General features: G+C 33.8%; 16 protein-coding genes and 2 pseudogenes. 7 read left to right on the forward strand and 11 right to left on the reverse strand.

The genetic code is table 11. The features are described from left to right. Positions 1–29: 29 nt before the first annotated feature. Positions 30–1,028: a S66 family peptidase gene (locus Q9306_RS16260; RefSeq protein WP_306200371.1), complete on the forward strand. Its 999-nt coding sequence runs from the start codon at positions 30–32 to the stop codon at positions 1,026–1,028. 1,168 nt (positions 1,029–2,196) lie between these two features. Further along, positions 2,197–4,047, forward strand: coding sequence for a S8 family peptidase (locus tag Q9306_RS16265; protein ID WP_306200373.1), 1,851 nt, complete (start codon positions 2,197–2,199; stop codon positions 4,045–4,047). Positions 4,048–4,552: 505 nt separating this feature from the next. On the opposite strand, the gene Q9306_RS16270 is transcribed toward Q9306_RS16265, so the two are convergent. The 7 genes and pseudogenes from Q9306_RS16270 to Q9306_RS16300 all read right to left on the reverse strand — a co-directional run bounded on the left by Q9306_RS16270 (position 4,553) and on the right by Q9306_RS16300 (position 9,935). Further along, entirely contained in the window at positions 4,553–5,560 is a 1,008-nt protein-coding gene (locus tag Q9306_RS16270) for a DUF4885 family protein (protein ID WP_306200375.1), read from the reverse strand. Positions 5,561–5,850: 290 nt separating this feature from the next. After that, on the reverse strand, positions 5,851–6,120 hold the full coding sequence (locus Q9306_RS16275; protein WP_306200377.1) for a DUF1292 domain-containing protein: 270 nt from the start codon (positions 6,118–6,120) through the stop codon (positions 5,851–5,853). A gap of 307 nt (positions 6,121–6,427) precedes the next feature. Further along, a complete protein-coding gene (locus Q9306_RS16280; protein WP_306200379.1) occupies positions 6,428–7,075 on the reverse strand; it encodes an MOSC domain-containing protein in 648 nt (215 codons plus the stop codon). A gap of 52 nt (positions 7,076–7,127) precedes the next feature. Next, positions 7,128–7,217, reverse strand: a pseudogene (locus tag Q9306_RS16285) (FadR/GntR family transcriptional regulator); the annotation flags it as partial. 217 nt (positions 7,218–7,434) lie between these two features. Further along, a complete protein-coding gene (locus tag Q9306_RS16290) occupies positions 7,435–8,565 on the reverse strand; it encodes an MFS transporter (protein ID WP_306200381.1) in 1,131 nt (376 codons plus the stop codon). A gap of 87 nt (positions 8,566–8,652) precedes the next feature. Continuing rightward, complete coding sequence (locus tag Q9306_RS16295; protein ID WP_306200383.1) at positions 8,653–9,279, reverse strand: FMN-dependent NADH-azoreductase; 627 nt, start codon at positions 9,277–9,279, stop codon at positions 8,653–8,655. A 71-nt stretch (positions 9,280–9,350) separates the two neighbouring features. Next, positions 9,351–9,935: a DUF3238 domain-containing protein gene (locus Q9306_RS16300; protein WP_306200386.1), complete on the reverse strand. Its 585-nt coding sequence runs from the start codon at positions 9,933–9,935 to the stop codon at positions 9,351–9,353. Positions 9,936–10,086: 151 nt separating this feature from the next. Here Q9306_RS16300 and Q9306_RS16305 point away from each other — a divergent pair, with 151 nt between their 5' ends. The 3 genes and pseudogenes from Q9306_RS16305 to Q9306_RS16315 form a co-directional block, all read left to right on the forward strand. Beyond that, complete coding sequence (locus tag Q9306_RS16305) at positions 10,087–10,560, forward strand: MarR family winged helix-turn-helix transcriptional regulator (protein ID WP_306200388.1); 474 nt, start codon at positions 10,087–10,089, stop codon at positions 10,558–10,560. A gap of 274 nt (positions 10,561–10,834) precedes the next feature. Beyond that, positions 10,835–11,104, forward strand: coding sequence for a hypothetical protein (locus Q9306_RS16310; protein ID WP_306200390.1), 270 nt, complete (start codon positions 10,835–10,837; stop codon positions 11,102–11,104). After that, a pseudogene (locus tag Q9306_RS16315) lies at positions 11,044–11,295 on the forward strand (M4 family metallopeptidase); the annotation flags it as partial. The gene Q9306_RS16310 and the pseudogene Q9306_RS16315, both read left to right, overlap by 61 nt. Positions 11,296–11,438: 143 nt before the next feature. Here Q9306_RS16315 and Q9306_RS16320 read toward each other — a convergent pair. Together Q9306_RS16320 and Q9306_RS16325 are read right to left on the reverse strand one after the other, a co-directional pair. Next, positions 11,439–11,582, reverse strand: coding sequence for a hypothetical protein (locus Q9306_RS16320; protein WP_306200392.1), 144 nt, complete (start codon positions 11,580–11,582; stop codon positions 11,439–11,441). A gap of 336 nt (positions 11,583–11,918) precedes the next feature. Continuing rightward, positions 11,919–12,131 (reverse strand): hypothetical protein, encoded by a 213-nt coding sequence (locus tag Q9306_RS16325; RefSeq protein WP_306200394.1) that lies wholly within the window; start codon positions 12,129–12,131, stop codon positions 11,919–11,921. Positions 12,132–12,584: 453 nt separating this feature from the next. On the opposite strand from Q9306_RS16325, the gene Q9306_RS16330 reads away from it, so the two are divergent. After that, positions 12,585–12,962, forward strand: coding sequence for a hypothetical protein (locus Q9306_RS16330; protein WP_306200396.1), 378 nt, complete (start codon positions 12,585–12,587; stop codon positions 12,960–12,962). 415 nt (positions 12,963–13,377) lie between these two features. Here Q9306_RS16330 and Q9306_RS16335 read toward each other — a convergent pair whose 3' ends face one another. Then, entirely contained in the window at positions 13,378–16,164 is a 2,787-nt protein-coding gene (locus Q9306_RS16335; protein WP_306200398.1) for a binary toxin-like calcium binding domain-containing protein, read from the reverse strand. Positions 16,165–16,582: 418 nt separating this feature from the next. On the opposite strand from Q9306_RS16335, the gene Q9306_RS16340 reads away from it, so the two are divergent. Next, the gene (locus Q9306_RS16340; protein ID WP_306200400.1) at positions 16,583–17,605 is read left to right on the forward strand and encodes a GH25 family lysozyme; all 1,023 of its coding nucleotides are present in this window, start codon (positions 16,583–16,585) and stop codon (positions 17,603–17,605) included. Positions 17,606–18,281: 676 nt separating this feature from the next. Here Q9306_RS16340 and Q9306_RS16345 read toward each other — a convergent pair. Further along, positions 18,282–19,175: methyl-accepting chemotaxis protein (locus Q9306_RS16345; protein ID WP_306200401.1), on the reverse strand; the 894-nt coding region annotated here is incomplete at its 5' end.

Genomic DNA, 19,175 nt, shown 5'->3' on the forward strand with positions numbered 1-19,175 from the left:
TAAACATCTTTCAGGGGAGAGAGAAAACGATGAAACTTAGCAGATTACAAAAAGGAGATATAATCGGGATTTATTCCCCTTCATCACCAGCAACTTATACAGCACCGAAAAGATTTGATCGAGCTAAAAAATTTTTAGAGAACAAAGGGTTTCATATAATAGAAGGAAATTTAACTAGAAAACATGATCACTATCGGTCTGGAAGCATTAAAGAGAGGGCTGAAGAACTAAATGAGTTAATAAGAAATCCAAACATCAAATGCATCATGTCAACCATTGGCGGGATGAATTCTAATTCAATATTGCCTTATATTGATTACGAAGCTTTTATAAAAAGCCCGAAAATCATGATCGGTTATTCTGATGTGACTGCCATCTTACTCGGGATATATGCCAAAACTGGAATCCATACATTTTATGGCCCTGCATTAATCCCTTCATTTGGTGAATTTGAACCATTTGTTAACTTTACATACGAATATCTTAGTGACGTGTTAGAAGAGAAACAAACATTACCATATATGATTAAAAAGCCGCCGTATTGGACGGACGAGTTTATCAATTGGGAAGAAAAAACGAAGGAAAAACAACGTATAAAAAATGAGTGGATCTGTGTAAATTCTGGAAAAGCAACAGGACGATTAATTGGAGGGAATTTGAACACCTTAAGCGGTATTTGGGGTAGCGAATATATGCCAGAAATAAAAGAAGGAGATATTCTTTTTATCGAAGACACATCAAAAGATGCCGCTACCATTGAAAGAAGTTTTTCTTTACTAAAACTCAATGGCGTATTTCATAAAATCTCTGGTTTAATTCTTGGCAAACATGAGCAATTTAACGATTGTGGCACAAATAAAAAACCATATGAAATTCTATTAGAAGTTTTAGATGGCATTAACATACCCTTTATTGCGGATTTTGATTGCTGCCACACCCACCCGATGTTAACCGTTCCAATTGGTATGAAAATAGAGATGGATGCAACGAATAAAACGGTACGAATTCTTGAAGAGTGGATACGTTAGGTCTATTCAATAAAAAATAGATTCATATTCTCTCAAGTATATGTATTACAAAGAAATGTAATACATAAGAAATAATCTTCTTATTGAACTGTACCCTGTAAAATGGACAGTTTAATAAATATACACGCTGAGCGATTTCGCCATATAAAAAACCGACTCCAAGAAGGAGCCGGTTTTGTCTTTATTTACTAGCAACGTGGAAGATGGAAAAAATTAATAATTGCATTTAAAATAGCATCCCATACAGGTGTTTGCATCATAATCCCTCCTTAAATATTAATAAATCTATATATTTATATTGTAAAATTATTTGGAGATTTTTTCAAACTTTTTTTGTTATTAATTTACATATGATTCAACTTCACACTTCTTATCTCCTATATACCAATGGGATAAAAAGGTTCATCACCATAACATGTGGTTGATTTTTCTGAGATGAATTCGTTTTAGTACACGGAACGGAGAGTGGTGACTCCTGCGGGAAATAGCGAGGAAAGTGAGACCCCGCAGGCTTGCCGAGGAGGCTCGCTCTCGCCCCGCGGAAAGCATCCACTCGGAGTGCAGTGTACGCAACCATGACTTTTGGTGATGAACCGATAAAAAACAAAAAAGGAATATTCATCCAAATCCATATATACTGCAAGTAACGAAACAAACAAGAGAAGCAAAAGAATGGCTAAGAGAAGACAATAAAAGATTTAACTATAAGCCTTATAGCTATTTTTGAACTTATGTAAGCGAGAAAAGCAGACCTAATATGGTATATTGTTATAGTTTTTTCCTTTTTGTTGCCCAACATACAGAGTATAATCGCAAAACTTTAAGAGATATGCAATATTGCATATCTCGATATATTGATGTTGTTTCAAGTGTTCATTATAATTTATCTATATAAATCAATTTTAATTTTCCGACATATAAGTTGCTGTTATGCAGACTGCAACACCACCTGTACTCGCTTTTTCCCTTTGTTTTAAAACATCGCATGTGGCAGAAAAAGGCCCTGACCGCTTCTATGCACGGCCAGATGCTCTCGTCCTCCCCTAAAAAGAAAGAGGTTTTTATGTCGGTTTTTTAATTTGGATATATATAGTATAAAGATTTGTACGTAATTACTTTGATATTTTTGTAGGAAATTATTTAGAAAAGAAAAGTAGAGGGGAAATTTATGAAAATTTTAAAAGGAATGCTCGCATCTACAATAGCAATTACAACTTTTACTGGAGTAGGACAAACTTCTAATATAGTAAGTGCTGCTTCAAACGATTCAGTAGTACAAAAAAAAGAAGCGAATGTAGAAAAACAAGAAGAAAAGCAAGTTATTGTAAAGTTTAAAAATGAGATCAATTTACCATACGAGGATGGGATAGAAAAGCGAATAAAACAGGAAAAAAATGATATAGTACTAGAAAAGTTTTTTTCTGAATTCCCAGATTTAACATTAACACGCTTATTTACATCTGTAAGTCCTGACGAAATTCAAAGTCTAAATAAAAGTGCTGAAACCGATAATAATACTTCATCTTCTAACTTATTAAATTATTATGTAATTCAAGTTTCAAAGAATGGACAAGCAGAAGTATTAGTAGAAAAGTTAAAACAATCATCTTTAATAGAGGATGTATACATAAAAGAACCGGAAAATGTAACACCACCGGAAGTACAAATGCCAAACTTATTTCTTAATCCTTATGATGACCCTAGATTTGAAAGCCAAGGATACCTAAAAGAGGCACCATACGGTATTAATGCGCCTTACGCTTGGGGGATCAAGGGAGGCGATGGAGAAGGTATAACATTTACAGATATGGAGTATGGCTGGCTATTAAATCATGAAGACCTAGAAAAGCAAAATATCGAACTTATATCCGGAAAAAATGTAGAGGGTCACGTTGCGCACGGAACATCTGTTTTGGGCATTGTTTCTGCGGAAGATAATCAAATCGGCAATATTGGTATTGCACCAAAAGCCACAGTAAAAGTAGTATCTCAAATTAGGGATGATGGTAGTTATAACACAGCGGATGCCATATTAAGTGCTGTAAAACATCTACATGCCGGTGATGTTTTATTGTTAGAGGCACAATCATCTTATGAAGGATATCGTGATAAATATTTACCAGTTGAAGTGCAACCAGATGTATTTGATGCGATTCGCACTGGAACGGATAAAGGAATTGTAATCATCGAGGCTGGAGCAAATGGTTGGAATGACTTAGATGAATTTAAAAATAAAGATGGAAAAAAAGTCTTGAACCGTAATAGCAAAGATTTTAAAGATTCCGGTGCAATCATGGTCGGAGCTGCTGTACCAGCTGTTCATCACGGACGTTCATGGTTTTCAAATTATGGCAGTCGAATTGATGTATATGGATGGGGTGAAAAGGTAGATACAACTTCTGCAGATCCAAATAGAAATGTTAAAAATTTATATACGTCTAGCTTTAATGGTACATCGAGCGCTTCACCAATTATTGCCGGTGCAGCCGTTTCCATACAAAGTATTGCGAAGGAGCATTTGGGTCAATCCTATAAACCAAGTGAGTTAAGAGACATCTTAAGTAACCCAAATACAGGAACACAATCTGGAGAGCCAGATTATGATAGAATTGGTGTTTTACCAGATTTAAAAGCTATATTGTTAAAATTAGGATTTCAACCAAATGGAGAAGATTCAAAATACCTAAGAGAAAAAGAACCAAATAACGAAGATTCAAAGGCAAATCTAATAGATTTCAATACGACTATTAAAGGAAATCTTAACGACAATGATAAGTCAGATATCTATACTTTTACGATTAATTCACCGCAAAATATAGATATTTCCGTAGTAAATGAAAAACAAATTGGAATGACATGGACACTTTATCATGAATCAGATTTAGAAAATATGGTAGCCTATGGGAAAAATAACGATAATACCATTAAAGGTGAATATAATGCGAAACCAGGAAAATATTATTTGCATGTCTACAAATATGAAAATAAAAATGGGTCGTATTTATTAAATGTAAAATAGGTTTTATGCATACACTCAAAAAATGAACTCCCCCCAATTGTTAGACACAACTAATAATTGGGGGGAGTTTTTTATGGCACTTCAATACCTTCTTTTGGATTTCCTACTTGAGTCTTACACTATTAATCTAAAATTATTTTTTTACCTGTTGGGAAAGCATACAATTTCTCTTTTAAAACAGTATTTAGGATTTTATATCCTTTCGAACCAGTGCAATGACAAGAATATATAAATACAAGTTGACTTTTAACATCTAAGTCGCTGCTATGCAGAACAAAACATGGCCGCTACTTGCTTTCTCTCTTTGTTTTAAACTTTGCACGTGGCAGGAAAAGAAACTGACTGCCTCTATGCATGGCCAGTTGCTCTCGCCCACCGAAAAAGAAAAGGGTTTTTATGTTAGTTTTTCAATTTGCATCTATATATAGTATTAATAGGCATTTGCTTTAATTCATTGGCAATAGAAATGATTTCTTCCTTTGTTTTCTCAAGTGTAACTTAAATTCTATTTATTCTTTTTATTTTCAACTTCTACACTTTTTTCTAAATCAGCAAGCCAATAAAGATCACTATAATTTTCTTTTTGGCCAATATCCTGTAACTTATTATTACTATAATTAATAGATAATATTAAATCTGGCATCGCATCAAAACCATTTTCTGCTAATTTATCATACCTTGAACCATATACTGATGCCGCAAGACTCACATAATTACGCTCATACGGGTTTTGACGCATATGATTCAAATAGAGTTCAAATACATCTTGACCATCAGAAGTTAAAAACTTACCATCTTTACGCTCTAAATCATGTAAATTATACCCCGTTCCTGATCTAAGTGTAGAAATTAAACCATATTTACGTATTGCCTCTGGCTTCATTTGTTCAGATTTAAAATCACTACTTTGAAAAATATGCGAAAATAATTCCTCACCATTATTTTTATCATTTAAAACTTTTTCAATTTGTTGCAGCAATTGTATATTCTTACTACCTTTCACCGTAACTTGAAAATTATTCGGATCAACACTAAAAGTTAAGTTCTCATCATCTGGGATATCAATATTTTTTTGAATAAATAAATTTTGAATCTGACGATTTACTTGTTCACGCTGAAAAGCTTTCTCTTTATGATTTTCAACTACACCATTAATAGAATCTGAATTTCTAAACAAAGAATCCCTTATATCATAAAAATCAACTTTACCGTTTCTCAACATATTCATTTCTGCTCGCCATGCAATATCTCTCTCTTCTTTACTTAAATCATGACGAGATTCTGCTGAATAATAACTAAGATATTTATTATTAATATGTTGTTCAGGATTAGCATATAACATGTTTTCCTCATGAATCTTGCTATACTTTTCTTGCATTAAGCTCATTCTCTTATCTGATTCACTCTCATATTTATTATTATGTTTAATTTCTACAGTAGATTGATCCTTTTTTTCAGATTCATTAAATTTAGTATTAGTAATATACGATGATGTATAATTTGTTATTTTCATTAGGAATATTCCCTTTCTTTCCATGATATCCCTTTATTATATAATAAAAACCAAATATTTAACTTAATAAATTTCCAAAGATGTTATAATAAGGAATTGAGTTTACCAAGATTCACCCAAAATGAGAATAATAATGCAAAACATGTCACCATTCCAATAATAATTTTTTTCTTAGCGTGGGTTTTATGTTAGTACGTTCCCACATCCATCAACTTAAGGATGTGTAGCGGTACCCCTCTATACAAAAACAGAAGGCGGATATACATCCCCCCTCTTGTGTCCAACCCATATTATTCTTGCTCGTCCATAATTTTCTCAAATGCAGCAGATACTTTTTCAAATTCCTCATCACTCTCAATGTATGAGAAGTCACTACCTTCTTCTACTTTTAAAAAGAAGATATCAATGTCTTCCTCTGTTTCCGTTTGAATGTCTTCTACAAAGCCAACAGCAATGTATTCTGCTCCTTCGACATTCATCGTTCCGAGCACTTCAACTTCCTGCTCCTCATTATTCTCATCGCTAAGGGTAAAAATTTCGCCTACTTCAATTTCCGACATATTCATTCTCCTCCTGTTATACTCTAAAAAATAGAACGTTCAAATCGTATACTTACTAATATATATTTCCATAAAAAAACAAATTAATGCGTAAAGAACAACAATTTCTTGCTGCTTCAGCGCAAGAATCCAACTAAAAGGATATCATCTGTGAATATGAATGTATACATTTTGGGCTCTCATCACCCTTTCTCATTAACAAAAGAGAATAGTAACGTGCTTTTAACTTCAAAAATAGTCTATGATGGATGTGTGACTGTACCCCATATATAGCTTTATATTCACTCAACTCTTTTTTGTGGTGTAATTATTTATTTAATCGTTTCAATAATAACTCTCGTAAGCTTTCCGATAGTGCATCCACCTCAATAATCCTTTCTAGCGCTTCTTTATTGTATCTATCGTGAAATTTAACATGATTGACTTGTGAAATCGATACCTTTTTTGGATGCGATGCAACAAGTTGTAAATAATCACTTGACGACACCTCCCCTTCTTGTAGCACTCGACATAGGAAACCTGTATATCCTATTTGTTGCATTTCAAGCGCTAAAGTAGGAACGTCATATTTTTTTGCAAGCTTATAACATGGATTTCTTGGCTCGGAAACCTGTAGGATTGCTTCTCCGAAAGCGAAGATATCTCCAATATGAACTTTTTCTTCAGTCAACCCGTATACTGTAATATTTTCTCCAAAGAGTGAATCATTTATCATGTTATGGATTATATTGCTCCAATGAGCGTAATGATCATAAGAATATACACATAAAGCTTTATCTTTTCCACCATGATCTTTATAGGCTTGTTCATCTCCAGCTAAACCTGTTTTCGTTAAAAAAAGCCTTCCTTGAACAGGGCGCTTTCTTATTGCTGTTGAAATAATAGTTTTTCCATAGTTTAGATTTTCAATTTTACCAATATTGACAGACTTTACTTGAAAAATCGTTCCAGACATTTTTCTATCTCCTTTTATAATTCATAATATCATCTGATATTTTACATGTTATTTAATATTTCAGCTCCAAATTTTGCATAGCATATGCTTGTGCCTCTTCTGCATTTTGATTTAAAATAGCCTGAAACAATTTTTCATGAATAACGACGAAATGTCAAAAGGTAGATGGATGGTAAAGTAGAGTCCGTTTTCTTTATTACTGGAATAATTTGCTGGTATCGGCATAAAAATACTCAAAAAATGAACTACACCTCAATTGTTAGGCACAACTGAGGTGTAGTTTTTTATAACCAAATATACGATAACTTCGAACCTTCTATTCACAAAATAGAATAACGTTTTTTTCGTAAACTAAAACGCTATTTTAATCTCTTTTTTACAAACAAAATAAAAAGTACCAGACTAATAAACCCAGATACAGCACAAACAATAAATAACATTTGATATCCCATAATTTGTGAAACAAATCCTAAAAGAATAGATCCTAAACCAATCCCTAAATCAAAAGCAGTAAAGAATGTAGCGTTCGCTACTCCTCTTTTCTCTGGTGGGGCTAATCGTATCGTTGCTACTTGAAGAGCAGGTTGTGCCGATCCAAATCCAATTCCGTACAAAATAGCTGTTATAACGAGTCCAACAAGCCCTTTTGTCATCGCTAGGACGAATAGTGCAATTATCATTATAAAAAGCGCAGGAACAATAATGATTCCTTCTCCACGCTTATCGGATATTTTTCCTGCAATCGGTCTAATGACTATAAGTGTGACAGCATAAACTAAGAAAAAAGTACCAGCATTCACTTGAATCTTTGCCGCAAACAGTGGTAAAAACGTTGTTATGCCACCAAAAGTAAGGGATAAGAAAAATGTCACAATGGCGATTGGTAAAACCGTTTTTTCAAAAAATGAGATTGGTTGTTTTGATGTATGTTGAACAGCTTGTATTTTTGTACCAAATGCAAGTATGAATGCAATAAGTGCTAATGCTGTGCATAGTAGAAATAAATAATGAAATGAAAATGATTTCGCTACCCAAAGACCTAATATTGGTCCTAAAGCCATGCCTAACGTCATTGCAAGTCCGTACCAACCCATTCCTTCTCCGCGACGAGATGGTGGAATCACATCGGTCACAGCCGTTCCAATCGAAGTTGTCGCAATTGCCCAGCTGATTCCATGAAGGATACGTAATGCCACTAAAAATATAATACCTGTTACCCAATCGTAAAAATACATTGTCACTGCAAAAAAGAGTAGTCCGCTTATTATAAATACGTGCCTGCCATATCGATCCATTAATCCGCCAACAATCGGGCGTAAAATGACTGCCGATATTGTAAAGACGCCGATAATAAATCCAACTTGAGATTCACTTCCACCTAATTGTTTAATAAACATCGGTAGTGTTGGCATTAATAAATAAAAACCACTAAATAGTAATAACGCTGTAATTGTCAGCATGATATAGTTTTTTGTCCATAAACGTTCCATTGTAATGTAATCCTTCTTTCTATCGGTTCAATAAGAAAGCAGTACCACCGCTATATAAGTGTTGGTACTGCCATGATGTTTTGTTCATTAGAACGTACTTGCTACTTTAACCGCCTTTTCAAGCCCTGCAGCAATAATTTCTTCTGTTTTATCTGGGAATTGATAATGACCTTCAATCACTACTTTCTCTATATCTTTTGCACCGAAGAAGCCCATCATACTTACTACATATTTAACAGCCATTTCCATTTCAGCTTTTGGTCCTTCAGAATATACACCGCCACTTGCGTTTAATACTGCGATTTTCTTATCTCCAATCAGACCTACTGGACCTTCTGGCGTATATTTAAACGTTTTGCCTGCGCGGTTTAAGTAATCAATATATGTGTGTAGTACAGCTGGAATTGTTAAATTCCATAACGGGAAACCAAATACAACTTTATCAGCTGCAAGGAATTGATCTAAATATTTATCAGCAATAGCTACTGCTTTTGCTTCTTCTACTGTTAAATCGAGTCCTCTACTAGCCTTAAAAGTGCCGTTAATCATATCTACTCCTACATATGGTAATTCTTCATTAAATAAATCAAGCTCTACCACTGTATCATTTGGATGCGATTCTTTATAGCTCGCTAAAAAAGCCTCATATAATTTCACGCTAACTGCTTGGTCAGCTGGTCGATTGTTTGCTTTTACAAATAAAACTGTTGTCATTATCTGTTCCTCCTGTTATCCACTCTTATGTTGTTATATATTTATTCACTAAAAAAGAGATCATATTGTCTTTACAATATCTTTTTAAAACGATACTCCATGTCTCCGCCTAGAGCTTCCGGTGTATCACCAGTTTCTCTGAAATCATGTGTATAAATTTGTTCGAACGAACCAAAATCTACTTGCTTATAAAACTCAAAACATGGGAATCCATCATGTTCTCCTTGAATCTCAACAGTACCATCTTTTTTAACATGTACAGTTAATAGATAATCAACTGGAGGTGCATATACATTTAATGGGTTGCTAGCACTTGCACTCATTTGGAATTTGACGTCATCTGATCCCCATACAACATGAGTACACAAAATACCTTCCGTACTCGCTTTTCCTGTTCGTTTCCTAACGGAACCATCTGGAGTTGTAACTCTTTCTGTTGTGATGCCCGTATTCGCATATGTGAATACTTCTTTTTTGTAAAAGTCTACAACTACCTCTTGTTCAACTCTGGAACGCATAGCGTTTACAACATAAGGTGTAAATTCACGTGAGTCACCTTCGAATTGGATTATATCCCCTGTTTGCATATCCTTCTTCGCTTCAGTCCAAGGCATTGGAATAAATACACTTGCTCTAACTTTAACGATATCAGACATAAGAAACCTCCAATAATTTATTAATTTTCTTTTGGTGAATCCTATTTCTTTCACAATCAAATATAGTCAACTTGATTGACCATATTACACATAGTACAATGGGATTCGAATAAAGTCAATTTAATTGACTTTATTTAAGGAGGTTATGTACATGAAACATCAAGTGTTTAGCGAATTAGATCTTACATCCCTTTTATCATTATCCTTTAGTGCATCGATTAATGAACTACATGAGAAATTAAGTGAATTGGGATTTGAAGACATTAGACCTGCACATGGTTTTCTGTTTAAATGTATCACCCCTAATGGCGCAACAGGTATGGAACTAGCCGAATACTTAGGAATTACAAAACAAGCTGTGAGTAAAATGGTGGATTACCTTGAGAAACATGGTTACGTAACGCGCCAAACTCATCCCACTGATAAGAGAGGAAAAATTATTGTTTTAACTGAACGCGGTTGGTTAGTCGTGAAAGCAAAAGAAGAGATACTAGCTGAAATTGAAGGGCGTTGGATCGAAAACATAGGCGCTGAACGAATGCAAATGCTCAAAGAAGATTTAACAAAACTAGTTTATGAAGCAAATGTAGATAAATTACCATCGAGATTAAAACCTGTCTGGTAAATATACAAGGAAACAACTTACGAAGCAGATACCCCTAAAACCCAAAATGCGATTCTTTCGAAAAATTTTTGAAAGAATCGCGTTTTTTCAGTGGGTACTTCCTCAAACACCCCTTCCTCGATTTATCCCGTCTCATCTTACACTGCTACCGTTAAATTTATACAGAATATTCAGAATTAACTTGATAAATATACATTACCCCTTTTTTCGACAAACTTAGACAATTACAATCTACTTAAGTTTCATAATTCCGATAATTACACGAGGTGAAAACATGAAAAAGACAAAAACAATAGCTACAGTCGCACTCTCAACAGGATTAGTTTTATCAGCTGTCGCACCATATGCAGAAGGTTATGCGGAGGAAAAAGACCAATTGCAGGTTCAAATGCAAGAAGATACATTCCGCACAGGTGAGCTTACACTACCATCAGAAAAGGCACCTGAAAATGTCGTGAAAGATGCTCTGAAAGAAAACACAGAGCAAGCATTATCAACAAAGTTTCTTATCTCATTGCCAAAGGTGGTACTCATAACGGTGTAGCTGCAAAAGGAATTGGCGAGGATAAAATGTTTGATATTTTCTACTATGCAAATGCGGATGAATTAAACATGTCTTCTAATTTCTCCGAATTAAGAGCGGCATGCATAAAAGTTACAACAACTAAATATGGAGCAAATTCACCTGAAGTACAAGCAGTTCAAAAAGCTTTTGAAGCAGCAAAAATTAACTAAATAAATTTGCCTGAGGTAACATATGATTCACACCAGCCTTTTTATTTCAAAGAATAGTAGATTCATATTCCGTTACCTCAGGCACATAGAGTTAATAAAAAAGAAACAATCCCTATTATTATTAACGATTGTTTCTTTTTTTACTAATACTCAAATGGCAAAATAGACATTAAGTCTACTACTTCTTCGGTTTCTTCTTTAGAATTCGTTTCGGCTTCATTAGATTGCAAAGACACCCCTGTTAACATTGCGAACGCTACTAAATTTCCCACAATAAATTTTTGCATACTCTTCTCCCTCCCCACATGTTGTTTTAAATATAGCACGGACAAATATTTGTAAAATATGCAATATTGCATATGCCGTTTGTATTTTCATACAAAAACAATCGTGTTAAAATGAATATTCCATCAAACCGTCTTAGTGGTTAGTAATCACTAGCCCCTGAGAAAAAAGCCCATTTTTAATGGGCTTTTTCATATGTCTAATCCAAATGCATACTTTAGAACATCTAGCTTCGTTTGCAAAGCAGTTTTTGTCATAAAAAAACTGCGCCTCCAACTGTTACATACAACTAACAATTGAAGGGGCAGTTCAATATTTTAACTTCTCTTATTTACAAATTATTTAATGAAGAAAGATACGATTACTAAAATGATAAACACAATCCCGCTTAATAATTGTCCGATTCCAGAACTCTGTCCATTAAATAACAAGTTGAAAAGATTTTTTCTCGTTTGCGTTTTTCCTACGAATGCATCATATTTTTTCATTTTATATACACCCGATAAGATTAATGCCACTCCAATAACGATACCTACTAATTTTAAAGCCATTCTATTTTCCTCCACCTATTTTGTATATATTGAATTTTTTTCAATCATTTTTTAATTGTTGTTACATTCATGAACAACACGCGCCTATCATTTCTAACAAATTTATTATCGCTTCTTATAATGTCATTATTACATTTAAACGATAAACCAACTATCGAATCATCTTACATAAAGATTACAGTTCTGTAAGAATACCAATACACTCTTTACAAAGGTTTTATTATAGACACATATGTTAGGAAGTTCATCTTACCTTATATTTCTTTCATTTCCCTTTCATAAATGTTACAAAAGTCTTTCATTAACTTGGAATAACATTTGCAAAAGCATTAACAAACTAAAAAAGAGAGAGTTTATTTCGGTATTACCGCCGCTCCCAAAAATTTCATTTGACACCTAAGTGCATTACGAATAGAATGGTGTAAAAATACACCAAACGAGAGGTTTGATACTATGAATCTAAAAGGCATAAGTAAAAAATTATTACTCATACAATTATTTCTTTTCATACTGAACCTATTTATTTTTTCCTCAAGAATGCGATTTTTACCATGGTTCATTGAAGATAGCGTCGGTTTATTCGGAGTTCTTATTACCGGTCCTTTATTATTATTTATCGGTGTAATTATGACGTATGTTAGGAAGCAAGACGCTCATTGTATAACAAAAACACAACAAGCTATTCCTTTTCTTGCAGCGATTTTTTCAATCTGTATTATTACAATTTCATTCACGGATTTCGTAAATATCGTAGCACTTGTATTTACTGCTCTAATGGTTGTGATTACTGTCGTACTTGTTATACAAGATTTCCTTAAATCTAATAAATAGTAAAAAACAAATCGGTTTACCATTTGATATAGACTGCAATTCTGAAACAATTGATTAGAGGGCTTGATGTTTATTAATATAAGCAATTAAGGGTTGTGACACATCAGCATCAAGTTAAGAAATTCTTGATTGCCCAAAATGAAAAAAGTTAACCCTTACAGTTAATTAAGCGTAGAGAAAACCCATTTGTTATATGCAGTTGCTGAAAAATGATCTGTTTTGAATAAACAACAAAATTTTTATCACTATACAGAAATTAAAAAGAAGATAACTCTATATTAAACTGTCCCCTATAAAATGGACAGTTTAATAAAAAACCATAAAAACCCCGAATCATGGACTTTTTTTAAGTGTCCACGATTCGGGGTACAGTTCAATCTATGCTTTTGAGACCTTTTTATTTGAATTAAAAATATTAAGGATAAGTAATTGTAAAATCAATTATTACATAGTCGTCCTCAGCATCTGGGCCGGTAAACTTAACTTCAGTGTCATCTGGTCCAACATTTACTGGATTATTTGGATCAGCAAGAACATCATCTGCACTTGTACTATCGTCTTCTTTTACATCCCCATAGAAAGTATAGTTGCCGCTGCCAGGTGCGTAAAATTCTACGTTATTTATTGAAGCTTGTTCTTGGCGGTTTCCATCATTCGGTTTACTCCATATTTGAACTTCATTAGACTTTAAGACTGTTACGTCATTAGAATAAAACTTAATCCATCCGTATGGTTCTATTTCAGTACCAGGATCACCATTATCATACAGATAAACTGTTCCATTCATAATAAGTCTTTTCCAATCTTGAACATCTATATTTTGTTGGTTATACCATAAAGCCACTATTGCTTTTACATTTGTGTTGTTCTTATAAATAGCATTAACTTGAATACGAGAGGTATTCGCAAAGCCAGATCCAGCGTTATATTCAGTAAAGTTTACCATTTGACTTCCATCATTCCCTGTTTCATAACGTGTTCCAGTTCCATAACTTTTTCCATCAACTATTACTTCATAATTACAAACATATTCAGGATCCAATTTGAAATACACAGCATTTATATGACCATTACCATCTTGTTGCCAATGATCAAGTGTATGTGCCTTTTGAATTACTTGCTCAGTTATATTGCTAGTTAATGATACGAATTTTGTTATTGTAATATCATCAAAATAAATATCTCCATTGTTAGAGTTTATATAAACTTTATTCGCAATAGAGGTATCATCAAGAACTGTAAATTCAAAATCAAATCTTTGCCAATCTGTAGTTAATGTAAAATTATCATACCTTTTATGATTACTGTCATTATTCATGACTCCCATCTCGATGGAAGTATTTTCATTAATAGCTTTTACATATAGACTTAAAACATACTTACCGTAAGGCTCTAATGGAGAAGTCAGAATACCAATAGCATTCGTGCCTTTTAAACATCCCCCTTCGACTCCAATACTATCTTGATGTGTTGCTCCTGACCAAGTAATGCCGTTACTTGTAACACTTGCAGAACCGTTACAATCAAAGCTAACACATGGAACTTTTATTAAAATGTTCATACCTGTCTTTAATAACAAATCAAACATTTTTTTATCTGGATTCTGATCCATTTGATTCTTGAAATCATCAGCTGTATCTTGATCATAAATCATTTGTACAAGTTCTTCGCAAATTGGAATGTTTTTATAGAACTGTTTATCTCCATCAATTGTTGTTAGGAAAGCGATTTGTATCGCATCACCTAAAGTAATTTCTGGTGTACTATCCGTTGAATCATTGTAATTTCTTGCTGCTACTCGTCTCTCTAACACTCCATCTCCAGTATCTAGAATTAAACATGCTGTACACGCTTCAATTTCTGTAAAGTAGCCTGTCCAAGAATCGGCGCCGTCGTTTACATTCCCACTCGTTTGTGTAGTTTCTATCATCATTTGTTTTCCTGATTGAAGCTTCATGAAACTATCATAATGGATGGTAAAATCCTTACCCGCTCCTACTTCAGTTAATGCAATAGGAGATAAGCTCATATCTGGATAAGTCCCTCCAGGAGTTAAAGAATTGCCAATATAATTAGGTTGTGCTGTAACTGTCATAATTGTGTCGTCATCTATAATAAAATTATTTGTCGGTGTAACTTGATAAATAGGTGCTGAACCTGTATTAAAATAGCGGACGTTCGCATTTATATAGGCAGATTCACCTGTGTTAATATGCACTTGTTTTGTATTACTATTTTCCGTCGTGTTTGTGGTAGAAGTAGTATGAGAAAACCCTCCGATAATGTGACCGGTGAATTTTGGGTCTTTACCACCTTCTGCCCCAGCATCTATTGATACACTTCCAGTATTCGATTCGGTCTTACTGGTAGAAGTAGAGTTCTCTTGAGAATTGGTATAATCTGCATTTACAGACAGAATCAGCTTTTCCATACTAACTCCGACTTTAGGATAAGCTGCTACTAATGGATTTCTAGTTTCCAAAGAGTTTGCTCGGTCCATTTGTCCTGTTACTTTTTCTAAGTCTGTATATGGGTCACCAGCTGTACTTGCTTGTTTAGGATTGGAGACATATTTTGTATATGTTCCCTCATAGGATGAATCCCATTTGATAACATTTGTGCCATCAAACGTATAACCATTTATCTCCCAATCATCTAATATTCCATCATTATCAGTATCAGTAGTCTCATCAGTTACATCACCAAATAAACTTGTTTGCGGATAAAATTCTGTATTTTTAAAGTCAGGTGTCAACAAACATTTTTGAGGTATGACTTCTTTTATACCAGAATATGACCAGAACAATTTACAATTTACGAATGGAGTATGAGCTTTTTCGAAGCGACATTCCATTCGAATTTGATAAGTTCTTCCCTTTTCTAATGTGATTTTTCTACCCATTACAATGAGTTTGTTATCAACTTGAATTAAGATTTCATAATTCAATGGGCTAAAAAAAACATATTCATCTGTTTTTTCAGGTTTTAAAAACCCTAACCATCTAGCAGATTGAATGCGTTTACTCTGAACTCTAGGTAACGATGAGATATTTTCTTTTTCTAACGATAAATTACTACTTGCTTTTTGTGTGATTACTAGAAGATCATTAAAATTTTGTCCTTCAAAATAAAAGCCTAATAAACCATTACTAGAAAAAGCATGTGTACTTTCTTTTTCAACGATTTTTAATTCGTCTTTCATTTTCCAGCCCCTCTTTCAATGATAATAGTAAAATCTCTATTATTATAACAAACAGAAGGATCAAATTACATAAACTAGTAAATTTTAACAAAATATCCATATTCCCTGACTTCTAATACATAATAAGTTAATCATTTCCTCCTGAAGTAGTATAATATAGTAAATCACAGATTGAATATGAACTTGAATGCATTATGTCCCTCATAGAAAGGATACAAATCATACTCGTAACAACCTATCTCTAGCAATACGAAAAACAAGTCACCTCAAAACGTTAACTTGATAGACTATAATATCACCCAAAATAGTAGAATTAGTATAAATACCCTTACACATTCATTAACAATTTAATAGATTGAGAATATAAAGTAGTATAGTACCTCAAAATATTAAATAAACGAATAAGGAGTGTGATATGATGTCATTTGGAATTGATGTGAGTCACCATGAAGGGCGCATTGATTGGAATAAAGTAAAGAATGATCCGAATCAAATAAACTTTATGATTGCAAAAGTAACAGAAGGTTCTGAGCAAGGTACCAATTTTGTCGATCCGACCTTTCAATATAATATCAATGGTGCAAATAGTGTCGGCATCCTGACAGGAGCTTACCACTTTTTTCGAGCAATCTCTGTTAATGATGCAAGACAAGAGGCTGCTTTCTTCATTAAAAATTTACAGAACGTCACATTAACTGCACCTGTATTTGTCGATGTAGAAGTCAATGATGCAAATTTAGACCCGGATACATTAACAGATGCTGTGAATGCATTTTTAGCAGAATTAAAAAATGCAGGATATACAAGTACCGGCGTTTACAGCAATCTATATTTCTTTCAAAATAACCTAAACCCTTCCCGTTTACAAAATACTTTATTATGGGTTGCACGTTATAGTGACCGCGGTCCAGGAATGGATTGCGATATTTGGCAATACACAGATACTGGAAGTGTACAAGGAATTAATGGGAATGTCGATTGTAATACATCCTATGTAGATTTAGCCAACGGTAATAATAATAATAGACCTAACAGCTCCTATATCGGAATTGCTACAATTGCAGGGGATAATGTGAATTTACGAGATCAACCTTCTATGAATGGCAATGTCATTGGAACATTGTATCGTAATGAGTCCTATAAAGTATTTTACGAGCAAAATGGATGGTTAAACTTAGGGGGAAATGAATTCATTTATTATGACCCTAGTTATATTTGTTACTGTAACTATATAGGAGTTGCTACGATTACAGGAGATAATGTGAATTTACGAGATCAACCTTCTATGAGCGGTAATGTGATTCGGACATTACATCATAATGAAGCTTATAAAGTATATTACGAACAAAATGGATGGTTAAACTTAGGGGGAGACCAATTCATTTACTATGATGCTAGTTATATAGATTATGAATTACTTTCTTCATGTTCCGATTGTTAAATAGTGGACAACCTCTAAGTATATATATCCGAATTAAAAAACCGACAGAAAAGCATTTTTTTAAATGAGCGATTTCGCCATAAAAAGAACCGACTCCAAAAAGGAGCCGGTTTTTTCTTTATTTACTAGCAACGTGGAAAATGGAAAAAATCAATAATTGCATTTAAAATAGCATCTAATACAGGTGCTTTCATTACAATTCCCCCTTAAAATATTCACATTTATATAATAAAATACTTTAGGAATTTTTTTAATTCTTTTTTTGTTATTATTTTACATATTGTGCAATTTCATACTTCTTATTCTTAATATACCGATGGGGTTTAGAACACATGCCCATCAACTTAAGAAAAATAAATGCCTCCAAAACGAAAAATGAGCTGACTTCTCAGAGTAACTACCTGTAGAGAAAGAAAATTTTCATTTAGGGGGGATTAAAACCTTAGGTTGATGGGCATGTATAGCCAATTGATTAAGTGTAGCGGGAGACATATACCGATATAACTCTTCGGCAAATAAAGACAACTCTTGTTTTGGATGCATATTCATAAAAAGCACGTCACCCTTTCTCATTCATATAAGAGAATGGTAACGCGCTTTTAACTTCAAGAATAGTCCAAATCCTTAAGTTGATGGATGTGTGGCAGGACCCCATAAAGTAACTGAGTAGTTATAGTTATTCTTTAATTTTAAATTGCGAAAGCAATCCTTCTAACTCCTCAATTTGTTTCTTTACTTGCATAGATTGATTTGTTATTTCTGTAATCGATGATGCCTGTGTTTGAATTGCTTGTACAGTCATATCCGTATCTTTTTCTACTTTTGTAGAAGTTTCTGATACTGCTGATAATGAAGCGTTAATTTCTTCCGTCCCAGCAGCCATTTCTTCTGTTGTAGCTGAGACTTCTTGAATTTGTTGCGTTATCTTATGAACGTCTGTCATGATTGTTGAAAACGCTCGATCTGCCTCATTAGCAGCATTGCTTCCTTGTTTTGCTTCTTCTTGCCCTTTTTTTATAATTTGAACAGTATCTTTTGTATCTTGCTGGATGGATTTAATTAAATCATTGATTTCATTTGCGGACTGCTTTGATTGCTCAGCTAAGTCTCTCACCTCGGCTGCAACAACCGCAAACCCTTTTCCATTGTCTCCTGCACGTGCTGCTTCAATTGCAGCATTTAAGGCAAGCAGGTTTGTTTGGTCTGCAATATTTGTAATGGCATTTAAAGCTTTATCTATGTCTTGCGTACGCATAACAAGACGCTCTATCACTGCGGATGTTTCTTCAACAGTTTTATGCACGTTATTCATTTGCGTAATAGATTGCTGGATTACTTTACTTCCACTTTCTATACGATCTGTTGTGGCAACAGATACTTCTGCAACAGCTGATGCGGATTCAGCTACTGTTTGAACCCCATCTGCTACGTCATTCATTGCGCTTGAACTTTCTTGAATACTCGTAACTTGTCCTAATATTTGTTTGTTCACTTCATGAATTATTTGCATAGCTTCATTAGAGATTTGAGATGCTTGGTTTGTATTTTTCAACATGCTTTCAGTTGAGGT

The sequence above is a fragment of the Bacillus multifaciens genome, assembly GCF_030756675.1.
GTDB lineage: Bacteria > Bacillota > Bacilli > Bacillales > Bacillaceae_G > Bacillus_A > Bacillus_A multifaciens.

Bases quoted from the DNA above. Each gene is read 5' to 3' on its own strand.
- Q9306_RS16260 (WP_306200371.1), top strand. From the start codon at position 30: ATGAAACTTAGCAGATTACAAAAAGGAGATATAATCGGGATTTATTCC.
- Q9306_RS16265 (WP_306200373.1), top strand. From the start codon at position 2,197: ATGAAAATTTTAAAAGGAATGCTCGCATCTACAATAGCAATTACAACT.
- Q9306_RS16270 (WP_306200375.1), bottom strand. From the start codon at position 5,560: ATGAAAATAACAAATTATACATCATCGTATATTACTAATACTAAATTT.
- Q9306_RS16275 (WP_306200377.1), bottom strand. From the start codon at position 6,120: ATGTCGGAAATTGAAGTAGGCGAAATTTTTACCCTTAGCGATGAGAAT.
- Q9306_RS16280 (WP_306200379.1), bottom strand. From the start codon at position 7,075: ATGTCTGGAACGATTTTTCAAGTAAAGTCTGTCAATATTGGTAAAATT.
- Q9306_RS16290 (WP_306200381.1), bottom strand. From the start codon at position 8,565: ATGGAACGTTTATGGACAAAAAACTATATCATGCTGACAATTACAGCG.
- Q9306_RS16295 (WP_306200383.1), bottom strand. From the start codon at position 9,279: ATGACAACAGTTTTATTTGTAAAAGCAAACAATCGACCAGCTGACCAA.
- Q9306_RS16300 (WP_306200386.1), bottom strand. From the start codon at position 9,935: ATGTCTGATATCGTTAAAGTTAGAGCAAGTGTATTTATTCCAATGCCT.
- Q9306_RS16305 (WP_306200388.1), top strand. From the start codon at position 10,087: ATGAAACATCAAGTGTTTAGCGAATTAGATCTTACATCCCTTTTATCA.
- Q9306_RS16310 (WP_306200390.1), top strand. From the start codon at position 10,835: ATGAAAAAGACAAAAACAATAGCTACAGTCGCACTCTCAACAGGATTA.
- Q9306_RS16320 (WP_306200392.1), bottom strand. From the start codon at position 11,582: ATGCAAAAATTTATTGTGGGAAATTTAGTAGCGTTCGCAATGTTAACA.
- Q9306_RS16325 (WP_306200394.1), bottom strand. From the start codon at position 12,131: ATGGCTTTAAAATTAGTAGGTATCGTTATTGGAGTGGCATTAATCTTA.
- Q9306_RS16330 (WP_306200396.1), top strand. From the start codon at position 12,585: ATGAATCTAAAAGGCATAAGTAAAAAATTATTACTCATACAATTATTT.
- Q9306_RS16335 (WP_306200398.1), bottom strand. From the start codon at position 16,164: ATGAAAGACGAATTAAAAATCGTTGAAAAAGAAAGTACACATGCTTTT.
- Q9306_RS16340 (WP_306200400.1), top strand. From the start codon at position 16,583: ATGTCATTTGGAATTGATGTGAGTCACCATGAAGGGCGCATTGATTGG.